The organism is Enterococcus sp. DIV0183 (assembly GCF_050541505.1).
Taxonomy (GTDB): Bacteria; Bacillota; Bacilli; order Lactobacillales; family Enterococcaceae; genus Enterococcus; species Enterococcus faecalis.
Genome location: NZ_CP172932.1, coordinates 95692 through 113344, shown reverse-complemented (window position 1 = coordinate 113344; position 17653 = coordinate 95692). Strand labels below are relative to the sequence as shown.

Sequence of the window (17653 nt, the reverse complement as noted above, 5' to 3'; positions counted from 1 at the left end):
CCATTTTTTTGATTTTTTATTAAAGTGACGTGGTTCTTTTCTCGTTAATTTTTACTATTTTTTGGTTCAAACGATTATATTGCTCAAACGTTAACTCACTTGAAAGTAAAAAGATCTCTGGATGGCCCGTTTCTACATCTGCCAAAGAAGTCACTAATAGTAAATCAATATTTTGCCATTCTTCTTTGCTTGCTTCACTGTATCGTAAGACTTCCAATGCATAAAACCGACGAAAATTATTTTCAATCGAAAGTTTCACCCGTTCTTCTTCCAGTACTGGCAAGCCTGATTTTAACCCTAAAACAATTTTTTGTTCACGATGAATTAAATCATTAGAAAGCGCCAAAACACTAGAATAACGCAAAGCCAAAAATTCTTTATTTGTAAATAATTCATTGCCTGTTTGTTCGTAAAGTTGATTTAAGCCTTGGCTTAATTCTTCTAAAAGAACTGGATATTTTTCTTTAACTTTATTCCAAAAGACATTGTACATTTTCACATTTTGGACATAGTAAAGTTCGGCAAATAAATGTGTAGCAAACAAATAATAAAAAATTTGCGGACGAATTTTCTCTAATTGCGGCGTCATGTGTATTTCTTCTAATAAGAAATGTTGGACTAAATGAGTCAACATATAAACAGGCGCTTCAGACTCATCAAAATGCGCTAAAATTGCTTGTGCAGTGGCTTCGTCTTGATAAAATTGGTCATTGGCTAACAAGAAAAAGTACACAAAAGTTAAATCGTTTTTGTTAAGGAAAAGGGTTGTAGCTGTCATTTCTTCTATAAAGGCTTGGTAATGTTTATTACCTTCTAAATAAGTTTCTTGCTCGGCTGAAGGTCGATATTCGGCGCCTTGCGCACTACGGACTTTTGAGATAGCGACCATATATTTAACTCGGCGTATCACCGTTTCCGCAACTTCTACGTTGAAAAAAGCCATCATTTTTTGGACAGTTTGTGCGACTTCCGTTTCTTGTATATAGTCAAAAGGCCAAGTATCACGGATTAAGTCCATAAAAATAGTGTAAGCAAAATGGCGCAAATACGCTTCATTGCCTTCAATTTTCCAGGTGCTTTTATTAATCACTAACCCCAATGGCGCTAAAATTTCTGTAAACCCTTTAAGCAAGCGCCGAATCGTGGCATCACTGGTATGATATTTTGTTGTCGCTGGCACAATCCCATTAAATCGACCCCAGAATAAATCTTCCATTACTTGATAAGTTAAACTATCCCGAAAAATTGCTGTATAAAGTTTCTGGAACGCTTGGCTAGACGCCAAGTTCAAGCGATAGCCATGCCCCTTTTCAAAAGCCAAAGAAGCATCATTATCCACAGCATAATACGTAATGTCATCTTTTAGAAGCTCTACGTATTTTTTGACTGATTTTTTGTTTAATTGTAATTCTTCTGCTAACTCATTGATGTCAATCCAGCCTTCATTAATTGGCAAGTTTCTTAAAATAATAATTTTAGAAACGACATCTGTATCGAATATATCAACATATTCATCCCATTTCACTGTTCACTCAACTGCCTCTCTTCTGTTCTATTGTACACAAAATGAGAAATCTATTCCACGAAAAAATAACAGTTGTTTCTTTTATTCTTTCTTAGATGTGGACGTTTCAGGAACAAACACGTTGAGTCCCCCAGCTTCCACCGTTACTTTAATCGGTAAATCATCGGTAGGGTCGCCATCTGTTCGTGTTTGGACTTTCTTGTCTTTTTCGCCACTAATTTTAAATTGACTCCCAGAGAAATACACGACACCAGGAATTTCATTTAATTGTCCTCTGATAATTTTAGGTAAATAATAGACAAACTTGTAAAAAACTAACTTAGGTAAAATGATAATGTGGACTTCGCCGTCATCTGGCGTAGCATTGGCATCGAAATTGGTAAAGCCGCCAGCAGAATTCGTCATGGTCATCGTTAATAATTGGGCTTTGCCATGCCAACGTCTTTCATCGCCATCAATTTTTAGTTTGTATTTTTTCTTTTTCATTAATAAGCGGAAAAATTGCTTTGTAAAGGCTAAAGGACCATATTTTTGTTTCTCCTGTTGGGTCACATTTGCTGCTGTGTCCGCCAATAGTCCAATCGTTAAGGTCGAAATCATCACATCTTGATTTACCATCCCAAAATCAACTGGCGTGGTCTGTCCTGCCAAAATGGTCTCAAAGGCGTCTTCTTCTTTCAAAGGAATACTTAACACACGCGCAAAATTATTGACTGTTCCACCTGGAATAATCCCTATTTGATAGTCACGAATGGTGTCTTTAAAATTTTGAACGGCATGATGAATGGTCCCGTCACCACCAATGACGACCAAGACACCCACTTGATTTTCTTTGGCATTTTTCCGCATTTCTTCAGGATCAATGTCTGGATTGGAAGGTTGCAAAATAACCGCTTCCCCTTTCGCTTCTGCAGCTTTTTTAAAGCGTTCTGCAATCTCTTTACTTTCACTACTTCCTGAAGTTTCGTTGTATAAAACCATCATCTTTTCCATCATTCTATCCTCATATCTCTAACTAAATTTCTTGCACATGTAAAGTGTACAATATTTTAGCCAAAATACCTAAAGATAGCATCGAAAAACAAAGGCTGAGGCACAAGCGGTTTGCTCCAAGAACTCAGTAAGTTCTGTTCAAAGGCTAAACTGCGATGAAGGGTTACCTGAGAATGTCAATAAGAAGGAGCTGCTTTTGTTCAGTTGATTAGCTTAAGATGAAAAAACAGGCCATCCGTCGAAAGAACGGATGGCCTGTTTTTTTATAGCTTTTGCTTATTTCTTGCTCTTTTTATAGAAGAGCCAACTTGCCAAACTGACCAACAGGAGGCCGATAAAGACAAAGAAGTAATTGACTTGTGTGTTGGTTTTCGGTAAACCAAGCCAACCTGTCTCTCTAGCTGCTTGTTTCGTTGTTGGCTGATTTGGTTTTGTTTTTTTGGATAAAGGTTGTTTCTCGTTAACAAACGTGCCCGCATCCACGAGTTCAGGTTTGTCTTTCGCTGTTGCTGCAATAGTGAATGCGACAGCTTGCTTAGACAGTTGGTAACCATCCGGTGCTTTTGTTTCCACAAAGGTATATTTTCCTGGTTGTAAGTGGTTCACTTGAACTAACCCTTGGTTGTCAGAACGTAATGAACGAGCGACAGTTTGCCCTGTCTCTGCATCTGTCACTTTAAATTCAGCACCTGCTAAGGCATTCTTTTGCTGATCAATTTTCACCAGCTTGGCAGCACCTTGGTAATTAATAAAAGGTGCTTTAAGTACCACAGTGACTGGTTTGCCTTGGTTGTCTTTGGCAATCGTAAAGCTTGCGCTTGGCGTTTCATTAAGAAGATAGCCAGTTGGCGCTTGTGTCTCCACAAAACGATACGTTCCCGGTGCTAAGTTTTTCGCAATGACTTTGCCTTGCTTGTCAGACATCAGATTGGCTTGTCCAGCTACGGTTTGCCCTGTTTCATCAATGACCTTAAACACCGCACCTGCCAATGCTTCACCTGTTTCGTTTTCTTTGGTTAATTGAGCAGTTCCTTGATAATTGATAAGATCGCCTAAAGCAATTGGCTGCTCTTTTCCTAATTGGGCGGTTACATCAAATGGATGTGGCGTTGTGTCTAACAGATAGCCTGTTGGTGCTTTCGTTTCCACTAAAACGTAATGCCCTTCATTCAGACCTTTAGCGTAAATTTCGCCAGTCTTGTCCGTTGTTATTTCAGAAACTTTCTCTCCTGCACGATTCAAGAATGTTATTGGTGAACCTTGTGGCTGATTCTGATTATCGGCGTTGTAAATTGCAAAAACTGCACCCGCTAAGGTTTGACCTTGCTCATTGACTTTACGTCCCGTTACTTCCGCTTGATAATTTACAAACTCTAACTCATCTAGTGGTTGTTTATCATTTGAATTCTTCTTCACTACAAAATAAATGGGTTGTTTATTGACGATATAGCCATCCGTTGCATCCATTTCATCTAATTCATAACTACCAGCGCCTAAATCCTCCATAGCCAATGAACCATCTTTTTCAGAAGTTACTTCTCTTTCAAAGATTTTTTCCCCGTTTTCGATTCGATACAATTTAAAAATTGTTCCTGGAAGTGGGTTCGCATTGGCATCAATTTTCTTAAAGACGGCACGTCCTTTGAAATTGGCGAAGGCCCCTAATTGGAAGATCTCCGGATCGCCTTTGAAATCACCACGAATTTCTACTTTTACTAATTCAGGATAAATAATATAATCTGCGCCATCTGGTAATTTTGGTGCTTTGATTTCTTTGTAATAATAGGTACCTGGCGCCAAGTCTCTAAAGATAATTTTGCCATCTTTGCCACTCGTTGCTGTAATCCCTAATGATTGTTTATTGTGATCATATAGTTCAAAAACAGCACCTGCTAATGGTTGGTCTGCGCTATTCGTTTTCACGATTTGGAAAGCCCCTTTGTAATTCACAAAGTTGTCACTAGCAACAACGACCGCTGGTTTACCAGCATTTTTCTCAGCAATTTCAAATGGGACTGGCGTGGTATTTAACAAATAGCCTGTTGGCGCTTTGGTTTCTACAAAGCGATATTTACCTGGGGCTAAGTGCTCTGCAATAATTTTCCCTTGACTATTTGTCGTCAAGCCTGTTTGAATCGTTTGTCCCTTCGCATCAAGCACTTTAAATGTCGCACCACTTAATAAGTGTCCATTCACATCTTTTTTGATTAATTTAGCTGCGCCTTGATAGTTAACAAAGTTAGCCGTTGCTATAACTGTTGCTGGTTTGCCCCGATCGCTTGCTGCAATCGTGAAAGCACTTGGTTCAGTGTTTAAAAGGTACCCTGCTGGCGCTTTGGTTTCCACAAATTGATATTTGCCTGGGGCTAAATCCGTCACTGTGACTTTTCCGTTTGCATCCGAAACTAAGTGTTCTCGAACCGCTTGTCCTGTAGTATCAAGGACTGAAAATTCAGCACCTGCTAATGGATTGCCTGCTTGGTCTTTTTTAATTAGTTCAGCAGAACCTTGGTAATTAAGCATTTTAACATGAACATCATGAATTTGTCCGCTCGTGTTTTGTGTCACAATGAACCGTTTGGGTGTCGTGTCTAAAAGATACCCTGTCGGTGCTTCGATTTCTGTGAACTGATAAAGCCCTGGTTTTAAACTATCCACCTCTAACTGGCCATTTGCGTTGGTTCGATCCGGCGCAAGGGGAACTTCTTCCCAATGAGTAAACGGCGTGGTTACGGCATGCTCTAATTTAAAGCGTGCATTGACTAATTTTTTGCCCTTCTCATCTGTTTTTTCTAAAATTACTTTATTGACATCGTTTTTAATAATAGTTGGTTGTGCACCATCTGCTGAAGTTTCTTCATCAATAGTAATGACTCGGCCTTTAGCTAATTCGTCCGAAACTGTATAACCTTCTGGTGCTTTCGTCTCCACCAAAATGTATTGTCCTTGCGGCAACCCACCAAATGTGATAACCCCAGTGGCGTCTACTGTACCTTCACGTAGGACTTGTGTTTTGGCTTGGTCCCAAATTTGGAAATGGGCGCCTGCTAAAATAGTCGTCCCATCCATGGCTGTTTTCTTCAGCTGAATTTTGCCTTTGGTCCCTGTGGCATGCCCGCCACTGTGATCGATGTCAACGACCACATCGCCATTGTCATCTCCATGAACGACTTCTGAACCATTTCCAGTAATTGACACTTGGTTGGATACCGTGTCTGTACTCCCCGCCGCTGAAGAAGTCACTAAACTACGATATTCCATATAATAAGGTGCTTCAATATGGGCCATTTTAACGACAATTTTTTGTTGTCCTGTTTCATTATCGGTGGTAACTTCCAGTGTGTAATCTTTTCCTTCTTCTAAAATAACAGATTTATCTGGCGTAATAGTTCCGTCTTCTGTTACGTTGGTACCGTAAATCACCAATGACTCGGGATCTAACACTTGGTTTGGTGAGGGTGTATCAGTAATAACCACATCGTCTAAAACCGATTGGGCGCCATTGATCATTACATGCCAGTACACATGATCTGGATCATCTTTGTGGTATTCGCCACCTTTTTTCACTGATTCGCCACCATGTTGAATAGAAACTTTTCCTGTCACATCACGTGAAGAACCTTGGTTTGTATAAGATGCGGTATTGTCATAACTAGCCGAACCTTCGATAACTTTTTCATCAACAGACGTCTTAAATTCAATCACATACGTACGACTATCATTAGGAAAATCAACACGCCAAGTATTTTGGTTTTTCTCGCTTGGTTCTTCCATTGTGATATCCGTCAACGGTTGCGTTGGTTTCACTTTTTCAACCGAACCATCTGGCTTTGTATTGCCTTCATAGACTTTCAAGCTCCCAGCCAAATAGGTTTGATTGGTTAAAATTGGATCCGTCAAAAAGGCGTCGACTAAACGATTATTACTTAAATTAACCGCAATCGTCCAAGTGATTTCTTTGGTGACGGCATTGTAAACACCGCTTTTTTGCGCATTTAAATCAAAAGCAGGTAAAGGTTTAAACGGTTTACTATCTTCTGAATGATGATTGTTTCCTGCTTCATCCGTCCAATCAATGGCAGCAGTATTTCGGTAATGGTCCAACGCTGGATTGTTAGCGTCTAACTCGGTAACATCGAAAAAGGTAGTATAAGTTATGTGGAAGGCATCACTTGTTTTGGCATACGCCCCTATAAAACTTACCTTAAAGCCTGTTTCACCATCTGCATTACGAGTTATTTCTACCATGAAATCCTTGCCTAACGTCAACTGAGCACCAGTGGTTGTATCTTTGACAACCAACGAATTGGGTACCATAGTTAAGCCAGGAACTGGTTCGTACGTATCCGTAATCACGGCATTTTCCATCAAATAATTATTTTGATTCACAGCTAACGTCCAACCAATCGTTGAATTTTGATAATCAACTGCACCAGTGTTTTTAATAATATTTTGTTGACTGGCTGTGCCATCACCTTCTGAATGCTGACCAGTACCAACATCCACACGATTATTCACGGCAACATCGCCTTCGACAATTCCATCAACTTTGGTTTTATAATCAATCTTGACTGCGCCATTCACATCATGTAAAAAGTCAATTGCAAAGGAACCGTCTCCGTTGATTACCACTTTGTAATCTTTTCCTTCCACAAGTTCTGCTCCAACGACTTCATTTCCTTTGTCATCAAATGTCACTGAATATAAATGTAAAGAATCTGGTTCAAACGTTAAATTATCCCCCATTGTGTCTGTAATGACTGCTTGGTCTTTTGGAATGGTTTGTTCACCATAGTTGTAGTTAATTTCCCAAGTGAATTCTTGATTGGCTTCGTCGTAATCTATATTGCGCTTGTCTAACATTTTGCCATATGTGGCGGTAACAGTTGCTTCAGCATCTAACCCATTTGGATTATTATCACTTGTTAACGTCGCGTGATTTTTAAAAGGCACATCGCCGCCATCTGGAATAACCGCCTCGTCAATCGTCGTTTGGTACTCAAGACGATACGCTTTATTGGTGTCACCTTTAATCGTCACATTGCCATTTTTATCAACGGTATATTCATCTGGACTAAGTTCGCGACCCACTTCTTTAATTGTTCCATCAAGATTCATCACTAACTCATAGACTTTCACTGACTTAAAGGTATTCCCTGTTGGCCATGTTTCCGTCACAGTTGGATTTGTTTGATCTTTCATCGCTTGATTGATATCTACCGTCCAAGTAATCGCACTAGGATTGGGCATTCGATCAAAATGGCCTTGTTTATCAATTTGTTGTTCGGTATCTGGGACAATCGGAATCACTACAGGCGGCAAATCTTCTTGTGTAGGAATATCAATCACCCAATCTCCTGGGCCCCGCCCATCTGAATCATTCAAATGAGTATCTAAAGAAAAGTCCCCGTGAATGTCACTTTCAGACGTGATTCGCTCATTAAAGGTAAAACGAACCGTACCATCTTCACTAATTGTGTAGGTTCCATAGACATTGCCTTCTGCATCAACTAAATCACCTGAACCTGGTTTATTAGGTTTCAAATTGCCAGGTAATTGAAACTCGAAGTAATCGCCTGCTTTCATTTGTTCCCGCACATCTTCTGGAATCGACCAGTTAAAGTTCCAATGAATGGTCACATCTTCTTTATACGGCGGTGTTGCTGGTGTGCCATCAGGATTTAAATAAATCGGATCTTCAAAATTATCGATAATCGTTGTTTCATCACCTGTAAAATAGTCACTGATATCTGTTGGTCCTGCTACGCGCGGTTTGACAGTCGTAGACTCGGTTGTTTTACTTTCTATCGCTTTTGTCGTGCTGGCGACAGTTTCTTCGGACGAACGAGGAACAGAGGAGTTTGTAGATGCTTCTTCTGTTGAACCTTCATTCGCTGATGCGGCTGGCGAACTCGTGATTGCCGTTGATTCTGTCGGATCAGTACCAGTATTTAACGTCAACGCTCGTTGCTGTTGTCCATAAGAAAACGTCACATCTTCTGTAGCTGTAGGGTTCAACGTTAAGACTAACGTATCTGCTAACGCTTGCTGATTCAATTCAATTTGAATCTGTTTCTTCTGGTCATCCACTTGAATCTTGCGCGTATTATTGGGCGCTGCCCAATGTGCAGCTTTGATTGACACATTGGCACTATAATGCACTACAACCTCTTGTGTTACTGGTTGTGCTTTTCCTTGAAGCGCTAAGGTCATTTCTTGTTGGCTGGTTTGCTTCACTTCTCCTAACGTTAACTGGCCATCGCTGTTAACATCTTCCGCCAAAGCCATGAGTGGTGTGCCATAATTTAGAACAAGTAACAAACACATCAACCCGTAGAGCCAACGGTTTACCATTGGACCATTCTTTCTCATTTCTTTCATCCTTCCTCTACCAACGACACATAGAAGAGAACGTTCACTTCGTACCAATTTTTTATTTTAAACCAAATAAGTGAGTGCTCTTCTGTTGTCTTTCTTCCTTGCTAAAACAGACAGCCAACACACCTTTTCTTTTTATCTCCTCAAAACGCACTCTTACTTCGAATGCGGATTCATTTTCTGCTTTTTCCTATAGACTCTTCTATAAGAATAAGAAGAGTATAACGAGATTTTTCAGCAAAAATTATCAACAACTTCTCCTCCAAATAGAAAAAGTTGATGAAATCCCAGAAACCCTTTTCATCTTTATGAAAACACGTCCTTATCCTTTCTTATTTTTACTATTCCTTCTTCCACTATACCGTTTTTTTTAATTTTTTTCATAAGAACTAACCAGACAAAAAAGCCTATTTGTATAAGCTATTTAAGCTAAAAAATCAATAGACTCAAATTATCATTTTTGTTATTTAAATGTTTTATATAAACTGGTTGTTTTTCTTAATAATTTTTTGCTCTACCATTTTTTGTCCATGTTTTCTTCCGTTTGACACATTCAGTTCTTCTTGATTTTTAAGAATAGATACAGTAGCATAAGAACAACTAGTTCTTTCACTGGCAATTGTCAAATGTCGTTTAGAAAAGAATGCCCTATCTGTATTATCTGAAAAATCAAACAATCATAACCAATTAGAAAGGTGGTTATTATGCATAACTTATTAACCAAACAGGAAATTCAGTTGCTTTCCCTAATTGAATACTTGTATGACAGTAAAGAAAAAGTCCCCATGCAAGTACTTCGGCGAAAATATGAATTTTCCCATTACAATATCAACAATTTATTGAATCAATTGACTTTATTAATTTCTCGAGTCAATACACATGAAAATGTACATATTCGCATTATTAATAATCAACAGTCCATAGAATTAGTCGCCGATGAAAATATCCCGATTGAGTTAATGAAAGAAGCCGTAGTTCGCGGGTCATTAACCTATATGTTAGCCTTAGATTTACTTTTAAAACGCTACACTTCAGCCAAAGATTTTTGTGAAGAGCACTTTATTAACTTTTCTATTTTTAAACAAGTCAGTGACCGTTTAAATAATCATCTAGCTAGATTTAATTGTTATTTAAACTTAAAAAGACGAGAAAAAATTTGTGGCAACGAGAAAGATTTTCGCAGTTTCTTTTATTCCTTATTCTTCATTTCAGGAACTTCTCTAGTACCATTTTTATCTAAGACTAATCAAGCACAATTGCAGAACTTCATTGAAATCATCAAAAACCGTTACCCTTACTTTACATATACTGATTTACGCAAATTAAAATTAATTATGTCCATAGGTTTACTCCGTTATCAATCCGGTTTTACAATCACCAATTATCCAGAAGTTGCTGCTATTAATTTGGCCTTTCCTTATTCAGAATTCCAATTATTAGTGAATGATTGTTTTATTGATGAACAAAAAGAACCTGACACTTGGCAAGCTGAGATTCATTTTTATTATGATTTCTTCAGCACATTAACGATGTACTCTCTGGTCCAAATGGAAACCATCAACTTTGCCAACTTAGCGATCATGGGAATGGATAACAGTCCACACGCTACTTGGATTTTTGAAAAATGTACGCAATTACAGTTGGATTTAAGCGCAATAGAAGTGGTCTTTTTGTTGGTTAATTTATCCAATGCCAGTGAACGACTGATTCATTTCCCTGTGGAAGAGGAATTGAGCTATGAGGTTGCTAATGTCTCTCTGTATGAAAAACAATACCCAAATGTTTCACGAACAACCAACTATTTCTTAAAGCGTTTGCCTTTTGACAAACAACATCCACTAGATGCGTTATTTAAAGAAACCATTTTTTTAATTATTCGGAGCGTTTTATTAAATAAACAAATTCCCGTTAAAATTTTACTTCATTCATCTATTAATCAGATACAAGAAAATTGGTTAGCGAAGGAAATCAATAATTATTGCGATGTTCCTTTGAAATTTGTTAATCATATTCAAGAAGTGCCTGACTTAGTCATTACTGACAAAAATAATCCGCTTTTTCACGCCAGTAAAACTTTTTATTGGCATCCCGTTCCTTATTTAGATGAATACTATAACCTAAAACAAGTAGTTCGCAAAATTTATTTTGCCAAATTGCGTGGGGAAAACAGTTTGGAGGGAATCGGATGTTAACAGGGTTACTTGATGTACCTTATCGTAAAAGTTTTGCTCTTTTAGAAGAGTTACTCGAACGTCGTGAAGCAGAAGAACAAACATTGGCGATTTCTACTTTAGCGACTCAATTAAAAATGCAACAAAATACTATTCTACAATCTGTGGCTTTGCTCCAAACAGAAATTGAAAAAAACGGCTGGGAGAACTTATTTTCTTTATCAGCAAACGCCAAAGAAATCACATTTTGGTTTGCACCCTATTTCCAACTGTCGTTTTTGATGCCCTACTTTGTCAAAAAAAGTTTCGCGTATCAAGTACTGACCTATGCCTTTAACCATAATGCAATTGATAGCAAACATTTTGAAAAAGTCCTAGAAATTTCTTCATCAACCTTTACGCGAAAAATTGGACAATTAAACCAATGGCTCCAAAAATATCAGATTGAAATCAATTTAAAACGTACCAATGTGTTGGTGGGCAAAGAAAAAGATATCCGGATTTTCTTTATGATGCTTTTTTGGAACAATTACTCTGAAGGGGATTGGCCGTTGCACACGATTACTAAAAAAGAAGTCCATAGTCTCTTTCGACGTTTAAAACACTCTGTTTCTTTCAATACAACACAAGATTTTACAAAAGACTTAATTTTTTCTGCTGTGATTTTAGCGCGTTGGAAAGAGGGCTTTTTTATCAAAGAAACTTTCGTGGAGGAAGAAGCGATTGTTAATCCCTTTGTTAATCTGAGTGAATTTGAATTGTTTTTTAAAGAAGAAGCCTTACACCAAGTTCCAACAAAATTTATACAAAAAGAAGGCCTTTTTGCCTTTTTCTTATTGACGATTAGTGTCAGCTACGCCACACAAGATGTCTTGGAAATTCCAGCAGCACGGATGCATATGGTCCAGCTATTAGGCTCACCCATTAAAGAGATCATTTATCAACTAACGTCTTTTTATCAAATTAAATTGACATTTCACGAGTATCTTTATCTATATACTTCTATCCAAAATTTAAGTGTCTTTTTTAAGACCTTTGTCACGATTGCCAATCCATTTGTGCAAGAAAGCTTTTTAAAAGAAGCACTTCAAAAAAATCCAAGTCTCTACAAAGATGTGAAGCGCCTTACAATTGAAATGCTTCCGACATTGATTGGCAATGAAAAATTGTTAGTTGACTGCTTGTTTATTCTTTTTTGTACACTGAAAACGAAATCTTTACCACCAATTCGTGTCTTAGTAAGGACCAATCAAAGTAACTTAATTTTAGATACCCTTTATGAAAAGCTAAGTAAAGCCGTGGATAAAAAATTAATTTTTGTCGCTTCACCAGAAAAGCCTTTCGATGTAATTATTACAGATATCTTTTCAGAAGTTAGTGTCAAATCAACGGTTCCCACTTATTATGTTGATTTTTCCGCTAGCATTGGTGAACTAGCGCAAAGCTTAGAAAATTTAAATACACAAATTGTCACCAAACAAAGTCCACGCCACTTTTAAAAGTTTTCACGTGAAACATTTTAAGTGATAAAAATTACAAAAAACGCCAAAAGGTAGCAGCTTTTCTGCTACCTTTTGGCGTTTTTTACGAAAATTTTCAATGTTCCACTCTAGTGATACCGAAACGTAGAACATTCATTTACTAACTACTCATTTTACATGACGTTGTTATTTTCTGTCACCAATTCTAGCTCTTGCAAGTAATGATCCAAAGTCGCGTGATGTTGATCGACATCGGCTAACTCTGTTTCAATTTTAGCTAAACGCGTGTTCATGCGTTGAATTTCCGTTAGTGTTTGTTGTAAAACATTTAAAATCCGTTCATCGTTAGGCATTGAAATCACTCCTTGTCCATTTATAGTTCTGAGCCGTGTTCAATCTCTTCAATCGTTTCAAGAGACAAATCTTTGGCATCATTTTTAGCTTTGTGGAAGACCATATATAAAATGGTACAAACGATTGGGATACAGCCTGCTAAGAAGTACATTTGTTGGAATGACATAAAGTTACGTAATTCACCTAAAACGTACGGACCAACCCCTAATCCAAGGTCTAAACCGATGAAATAAGTCGATAAAGCAATCCCGATACGGTGAGGACTTGGGCTTTCTTGAAGACAAACCGCTTGGCCATTTGACATGAAAGTACCATAACCTAAGCCAATTAACCCACCTGAAACTAATAACATCCAACCAGACGTAGTCATACTTAATAAGAATAAGCCTAGTGTTAAGAAAATGTAGCTCGGATACATGACGTAGCGTTCCCCTTTGACATCGAAAATCCGACCTGTCGATGGACGTGTTAAGGTAATCACGACCGCATAGACGATAAAGAAGAAGGTGCTGACGTCAACTAAATCGATTACTTTGACATAAGAAGATAAGAAAGATAAGACACTTGAATAAGCAAGACCCATTAAAAAGGCGATAAATGTAATAAATAAAACTTTCTTTTCAACAAAACTATCAAAATTCCATTTAGATAAAGCTTCACGATGTTCAGGTGTTAACTCAATATTTTTCACTGGGAAAATGAAGCAAGCAATGGTTGTTAACAAAATTAAAATAATTGAAAAGTTAATAATGACATGGAAGTTGGAAACATTTAACAATAACATCCCAATAAATGGCCCAATGCCGGCTGCTAAACTAGTACTCAAACCATAATAATTGATCCCTTCCCCTTTTTTGTTTTTAGGGATATAGGCGGTAACAATTGCGTTGGTCGCTGTCGAAACGGTTCCGTAACCAAACCCATTTAAAAAACGGACCAGATAAAGAATGCCCATACTTGGCATATACATATACGCAACAGTCGTTAAAAGATAAAACAAAGCCCCATAACGTAAGACTTGTTTGCGCCCAATCAGTTCAAGGAGTTTTCCCATGAAAAGTCGTGCAAGCAATGTCCCGATGATGTAAATTCCTGAGGCCAAACCCGCTTGACCTAAAGTAGCGTGTAAGCTATCTTGCGCAATCACCGCAATAATAACCATTAATAAATAATAAACAAGATAGACAATGAAATTAATCACTGTAATACTGATAAAGCCTTTATTCAAAAGCTTTGTTGGTGTTTGTTCTGTCATAATTCTTTGAATTCCTCTCTCTTTTGTTCTGTTTATTTTGTGTTGCTATTTTTCAATAAAAGACCGCTATCCCCTCACTTTGATGACTTATCAAAAAATTTTCTGAAATTCATTTGCAGTTATTACTATACGAGATATCCGTTACAAAAAAATGTAAATTTGTGAATGATAAACGTTATCTACAAATAACTTCAACAAATGTTGTTGATTTTTGTTGAAAAGCCAAAATGACTAATGATTTTAATTAAAATAAGCTCTTGGCTAATTGCTCAAAATTTACTTTTCATACGAAACTTCCTCATACATAGAAAAAGAAAAATAGGGCATAAGTCGAAACGACTTATGCCCTATTTTTTTAAACTTTCTCTATTTTCGTCCTAAAATCCATGAAACGATGGCAACTAAAATCACTGCCCCGATAATCGATGGCACAATAGCCATCCCAGCTAAGCTTGGTCCCCATGTGCCTAAAATGGCTTGACCAATTGTTGAACCAACTAACCCTGCAATGATATTGGCAATAATGCCCATCGATGATCCTTTTTTAGTAATTGCTCCAGCGATTGCCCCAATGACACCACCGACAATTAATGCCCAAATAAAGCCCATGATTGTTTCCTCCCTTTAACCGTTTATTCTACACGTGGTTCCATATTTTCTTTGACTTGTTCTGTTCCTTTATTCACAGCTTTTTTTGCTTTTTCTGTTTGTTCAGAAGCAAATTCACCGGTACTTTTGGCAGCGCCTGTGACTTTATCTTGAACCGTTTCGCTATCTTCTTCGTATTCTTCTTTTGATTTGATATCAACTACGTTAACATTCACTTCAATCACATCTAAGTGGGTCATTTTTTTCACTTCACGGCTGATTAATTCTTTCATTTTTTCGTAAATGTCTTGAATATCTTTGCCGTATTCTACCACGATATCCATATCAACAGCGACTTGTTTTTTACCAACTTCGGTATCAATACCCGCTGTGACGTTATCTGTGTTTACTAATTTTTCAGCAATATTTGAGAAAAAGCCGCCATCGACTGTTAATAGACCATCGACATTTTCTAAGGCTAAACCGATAATTTTTTGAACGACTTTATCTTCAAATGTTAATTCACCTTTGATTGCATGATCTTCTGGTGTGTGTGGTCCGTTTCCTGCTGGTTTTGGTACATTATTGAATTTTTCGTTACTCATGGTTCATTCCTCCTAGTTTCTTCTATTATTGCTTTATTTTTAATAAAATAATAACCCATTATTGAACACGAGGTACCGTGTTTTCTTTGACTTTTGTCTTGCCTTTAGTTACCGCATGTTTGGCTTTGTTGGTTTGTTTTGACATAAAACTACCTGTCGCTTCAGCGGCGTTGCCAAGTTTATCTTGGACCGTTTCACTTTCTTCTTGGTACTCTGCTTGTGTTTTGATATCTACTACGTTGACATTGACTTCGATTACTTCCAAGTGAGTCATTTGTTGGACTTCGCGAGTAATAACCTCTTTCATTTGATCATAAATGGTCTCGATATCTTTCCCGTATTCGGCTACAATGTCCATATCCACTGCGACTTGTTTTTTGCCGACCTCGGTGTGAATGCCTGTTGTAACATCTTCACTGTTAATCATTTTATCTCGTAAATTCGAGAAAAAACCGCCGTCCACAGTTAACAAACCGTCGACTTCTTCCAAAGCAATGCCAATAATTTTTTGGATTACTTTATCCTCAAACGTCAACTCACCTTTAACAATCGATACATTTGCATTTTCCATAGCCAAAACCTCCTATTTATGATGAAAATAATTTTTGACAATGCCTGTCTGTTCCAAATACAAACCTAGCCAAATACCTAGTCCTGTCAGGAGTACTACTAACAATGTTTTAAAGAAGCCGATTGACAGAAACAAGATTGCAAAAACCAAGCCGACTAGGCCACCAATTAACGGAACGGCATATTGTTTTATCCATTCAACCATTGTACATCCCTCCTACTCCACACGTGCTTGTGTTTGCTGTTGTTGTGGTCGTTTCATTGATTGAATATCTTCAAAATGAACATCAATCGTAATCTTGTGACCAGTTCCCACCAAACGAGCAAGCCGTTCTTCCATTGTTTTTGACCAAGCTTCTGTTTGTCCAATTAAATCTGCCGTTCGTTTCAGTGTGCCTTTAACATTGACCTTAATGCGTCGTTTTGTCGCCTTTACACGAATGGTTGGTGCTTCCAGAAAGTCACTGTCTTGCAAGCTAGAGCGTACAAATCCTTCGATTGCTTTACGGTGTAACACTAACTTTCCTTGCTCTTCTTTTAATTCAAACGTGCCTTTTCTTCTTGGGAATAAAAGAATGAATAAAAATAGAAAGAGCATAATTCCTAGTAAAACCAGCGCTACCCAAAAGATTGCTTGACGTGCGTACTCGTTGTCTTGCAAGAACCATTGGACATTATCTGGTGGTTGCCAAGCTGTATCGGCTGACCAAGTGGTGATGGCCACCGCGCCAAATAATGCCATTAAAATCAGTGAACCTAGAAGCAAAAGTATTTTAACAACTTTATTCACGGAACATCCCTCCTAAAGATTAATTGCTTCTCCACCAGTTACGCCATAAACTTGAGCCGTAACATAACTTGCATCATTGGACGCCAAGAAAACATAAACAGGGGCTAATTCAGCAGGCTGACCCGCACGTTCCAGTAAAGAATGTTGCCCAAATTCTGGCAACTCTTCAATTGGTTGTCCATGATCTAACTGTAACGGTGTCCAGATTGGTCCTGGAGCCACGCCATTTACCCGAATGCCTTTTGGTGCCAGTTGTTTTGCTAAACCAACGGTAAAGTTGGCAATTGATGCCTTCGTTGCTGCATAATCCAACAAATGCTCACTGGGATTAAAAGCTTGGACGGAAGTCGTTGTCACAATGCTACTTCCGGCAGGCAAGTGAGGCACTGCTGCTTTGACAATGCCAAACATCGCAATAATATTGACATGGAAAGTGTCTATCACTTGTTCCATTGGCAATTCTTCAATAGCAGCACAGGAAATTTGTTGGGCTGCATTTAAAACGAGGGTATCCAAGCCGCCTAAAGATTCACGAGCTTGTGCAACCAATTCTTCAGGTGCCTGTTTATCTCTTAAATCTGCTGGCAAAAGAACGACTTTTCGGCCAGCTTCTCGTATATAGTGCGCCACTTCTTCGGCGTCTTTTTCTTCACCTGGGAAAAAATGTAAGGCGATATCTGCGCCTTCGCGAGCAAAAGCAATCGCCGCAGCTCGTCCAATCCCAGAATCACCGCCTGTAATTAATACCCGACGATTTTCTAATTTGTGATTTCCGACATAGCTGTCTTCCCCACAATCTGGTTTAGGGACCATTTTGTCCTGTAATGCGGGAGTTTCTTGATCTTGTTGCGGAAATCCATCACTATAAAATAACTTTCTTGGGTCTTTTAAGTTTGGTTCTGTCATTAAATCTCCTCCCTTTCTACTATTACCTTAATACAAT

At 38.1% G+C, this 17653-nt stretch carries 13 protein-coding genes; 2 read left to right on the top strand and 11 right to left on the bottom strand.

What is annotated here, in order from left to right:
- Positions 1–19: 19 nt before the first annotated feature.
- The 3 genes from IGK72_RS00495 to fss1 all read right to left on the bottom strand — a co-directional run bounded on the left by IGK72_RS00495 (position 20) and on the right by fss1 (position 8890).
- On the bottom strand, positions 20–1525 hold the full coding sequence (locus IGK72_RS00495; protein ID WP_002379861.1) for a helix-turn-helix domain-containing protein: 1506 nt from the start codon (positions 1523–1525) through the stop codon (positions 20–22).
- A gap of 81 nt (positions 1526–1606) precedes the next feature.
- Positions 1607–2521: a diacylglycerol/lipid kinase family protein gene (locus IGK72_RS00490; protein WP_023895197.1), complete on the bottom strand. Its 915-nt coding sequence runs from the start codon at positions 2519–2521 to the stop codon at positions 1607–1609.
- A 273-nt stretch (positions 2522–2794) separates the two neighbouring features.
- Positions 2795–8890, bottom strand: a complete 6096-nt coding sequence (gene fss1 / locus IGK72_RS00485; protein WP_165548390.1) for a fibrinogen-binding MSCRAMM adhesin Fss1 — start codon at positions 8888–8890, stop codon at positions 2795–2797.
- Between the two features lie 710 nt (positions 8891–9600).
- Here fss1 and IGK72_RS00480 point away from each other — a divergent pair.
- Both IGK72_RS00480 and IGK72_RS00475 read left to right on the top strand, forming a co-directional pair.
- On the top strand, positions 9601–11088 hold the full coding sequence (locus IGK72_RS00480; protein ID WP_002396763.1) for a helix-turn-helix domain-containing protein: 1488 nt from the start codon (positions 9601–9603) through the stop codon (positions 11086–11088).
- Positions 11082–12566 carry a helix-turn-helix domain-containing protein gene (locus IGK72_RS00475; protein ID WP_002359246.1) on the top strand — a complete coding sequence of 495 codons (1485 nt, stop codon included), beginning with the start codon at positions 11082–11084 and terminating at the stop codon, positions 12564–12566. The genes IGK72_RS00480 and IGK72_RS00475 overlap by 7 nt, the downstream gene beginning before the upstream one ends.
- 155 nt (positions 12567–12721) lie before the next feature.
- On the opposite strand, the gene IGK72_RS00470 is transcribed toward IGK72_RS00475, so the two are convergent.
- The 8 genes from IGK72_RS00470 to IGK72_RS00435 all read right to left on the bottom strand — a co-directional run bounded on the left by IGK72_RS00470 (position 12722) and on the right by IGK72_RS00435 (position 17616).
- On the bottom strand, positions 12722–12901 hold the full coding sequence (locus IGK72_RS00470) for a hypothetical protein (RefSeq protein WP_002381345.1): 180 nt from the start codon (positions 12899–12901) through the stop codon (positions 12722–12724).
- Between the two features lie 20 nt (positions 12902–12921).
- The gene (locus tag IGK72_RS00465) at positions 12922–14157 is read right to left on the bottom strand and encodes an MFS transporter (protein WP_002356101.1); all 1236 of its coding nucleotides are present in this window, start codon (positions 14155–14157) and stop codon (positions 12922–12924) included.
- 366 nt (positions 14158–14523) lie between these two features.
- Positions 14524–14766, bottom strand: coding sequence for a GlsB/YeaQ/YmgE family stress response membrane protein (locus tag IGK72_RS00460; RefSeq protein WP_002356092.1), 243 nt, complete (start codon positions 14764–14766; stop codon positions 14524–14526).
- 23 nt (positions 14767–14789) lie between these two features.
- Positions 14790–15350 (bottom strand): Asp23/Gls24 family envelope stress response protein, encoded by a 561-nt coding sequence (locus IGK72_RS00455; RefSeq protein WP_002356090.1) that lies wholly within the window; start codon positions 15348–15350, stop codon positions 14790–14792.
- 58 nt (positions 15351–15408) lie between these two features.
- The gene (locus IGK72_RS00450) at positions 15409–15921 is read right to left on the bottom strand and encodes an Asp23/Gls24 family envelope stress response protein (RefSeq protein ID WP_002396760.1); all 513 of its coding nucleotides are present in this window, start codon (positions 15919–15921) and stop codon (positions 15409–15411) included.
- A 12-nt stretch (positions 15922–15933) separates the two neighbouring features.
- The gene (locus tag IGK72_RS00445; RefSeq protein ID WP_002356087.1) at positions 15934–16125 is read right to left on the bottom strand and encodes a DUF2273 domain-containing protein; all 192 of its coding nucleotides are present in this window, start codon (positions 16123–16125) and stop codon (positions 15934–15936) included.
- 12 nt (positions 16126–16137) lie between these two features.
- On the bottom strand, positions 16138–16710 hold the full coding sequence (gene amaP, locus IGK72_RS00440; protein WP_002381343.1) for an alkaline shock response membrane anchor protein AmaP: 573 nt from the start codon (positions 16708–16710) through the stop codon (positions 16138–16140).
- Between the two features lie 12 nt (positions 16711–16722).
- A complete protein-coding gene (locus IGK72_RS00435; RefSeq protein ID WP_002359245.1) occupies positions 16723–17616 on the bottom strand; it encodes an SDR family oxidoreductase in 894 nt (297 codons plus the stop codon).
- Positions 17617–17653 lie beyond the last annotated feature (37 nt).

Coding starts and splice junctions, on each gene's coding strand:
- IGK72_RS00490 (WP_023895197.1), bottom strand. CDS start 2,521: ATGATGGAAAAGATGATGGTTTTATACAACGAAACTTCAGGAAGTAGT.
- fss1 (WP_165548390.1), bottom strand. CDS start 8,890: ATGAGAAAGAATGGTCCAATGGTAAACCGTTGGCTCTACGGGTTGATG.
- IGK72_RS00480 (WP_002396763.1), top strand. CDS start 9,601: ATGCATAACTTATTAACCAAACAGGAAATTCAGTTGCTTTCCCTAATT.
- IGK72_RS00475 (WP_002359246.1), top strand. CDS start 11,082: ATGTTAACAGGGTTACTTGATGTACCTTATCGTAAAAGTTTTGCTCTT.
- IGK72_RS00470 (WP_002381345.1), bottom strand. CDS start 12,901: ATGCCTAACGATGAACGGATTTTAAATGTTTTACAACAAACACTAACG.
- IGK72_RS00465 (WP_002356101.1), bottom strand. CDS start 14,157: ATGACAGAACAAACACCAACAAAGCTTTTGAATAAAGGCTTTATCAGT.
- IGK72_RS00460 (WP_002356092.1), bottom strand. CDS start 14,766: ATGGGCTTTATTTGGGCATTAATTGTCGGTGGTGTCATTGGGGCAATC.
- IGK72_RS00455 (WP_002356090.1), bottom strand. CDS start 15,350: ATGAGTAACGAAAAATTCAATAATGTACCAAAACCAGCAGGAAACGGA.
- IGK72_RS00450 (WP_002396760.1), bottom strand. CDS start 15,921: ATGGAAAATGCAAATGTATCGATTGTTAAAGGTGAGTTGACGTTTGAG.
- IGK72_RS00445 (WP_002356087.1), bottom strand. CDS start 16,125: ATGGTTGAATGGATAAAACAATATGCCGTTCCGTTAATTGGTGGCCTA.
- IGK72_RS00435 (WP_002359245.1), bottom strand. CDS start 17,616: ATGACAGAACCAAACTTAAAAGACCCAAGAAAGTTATTTTATAGTGAT.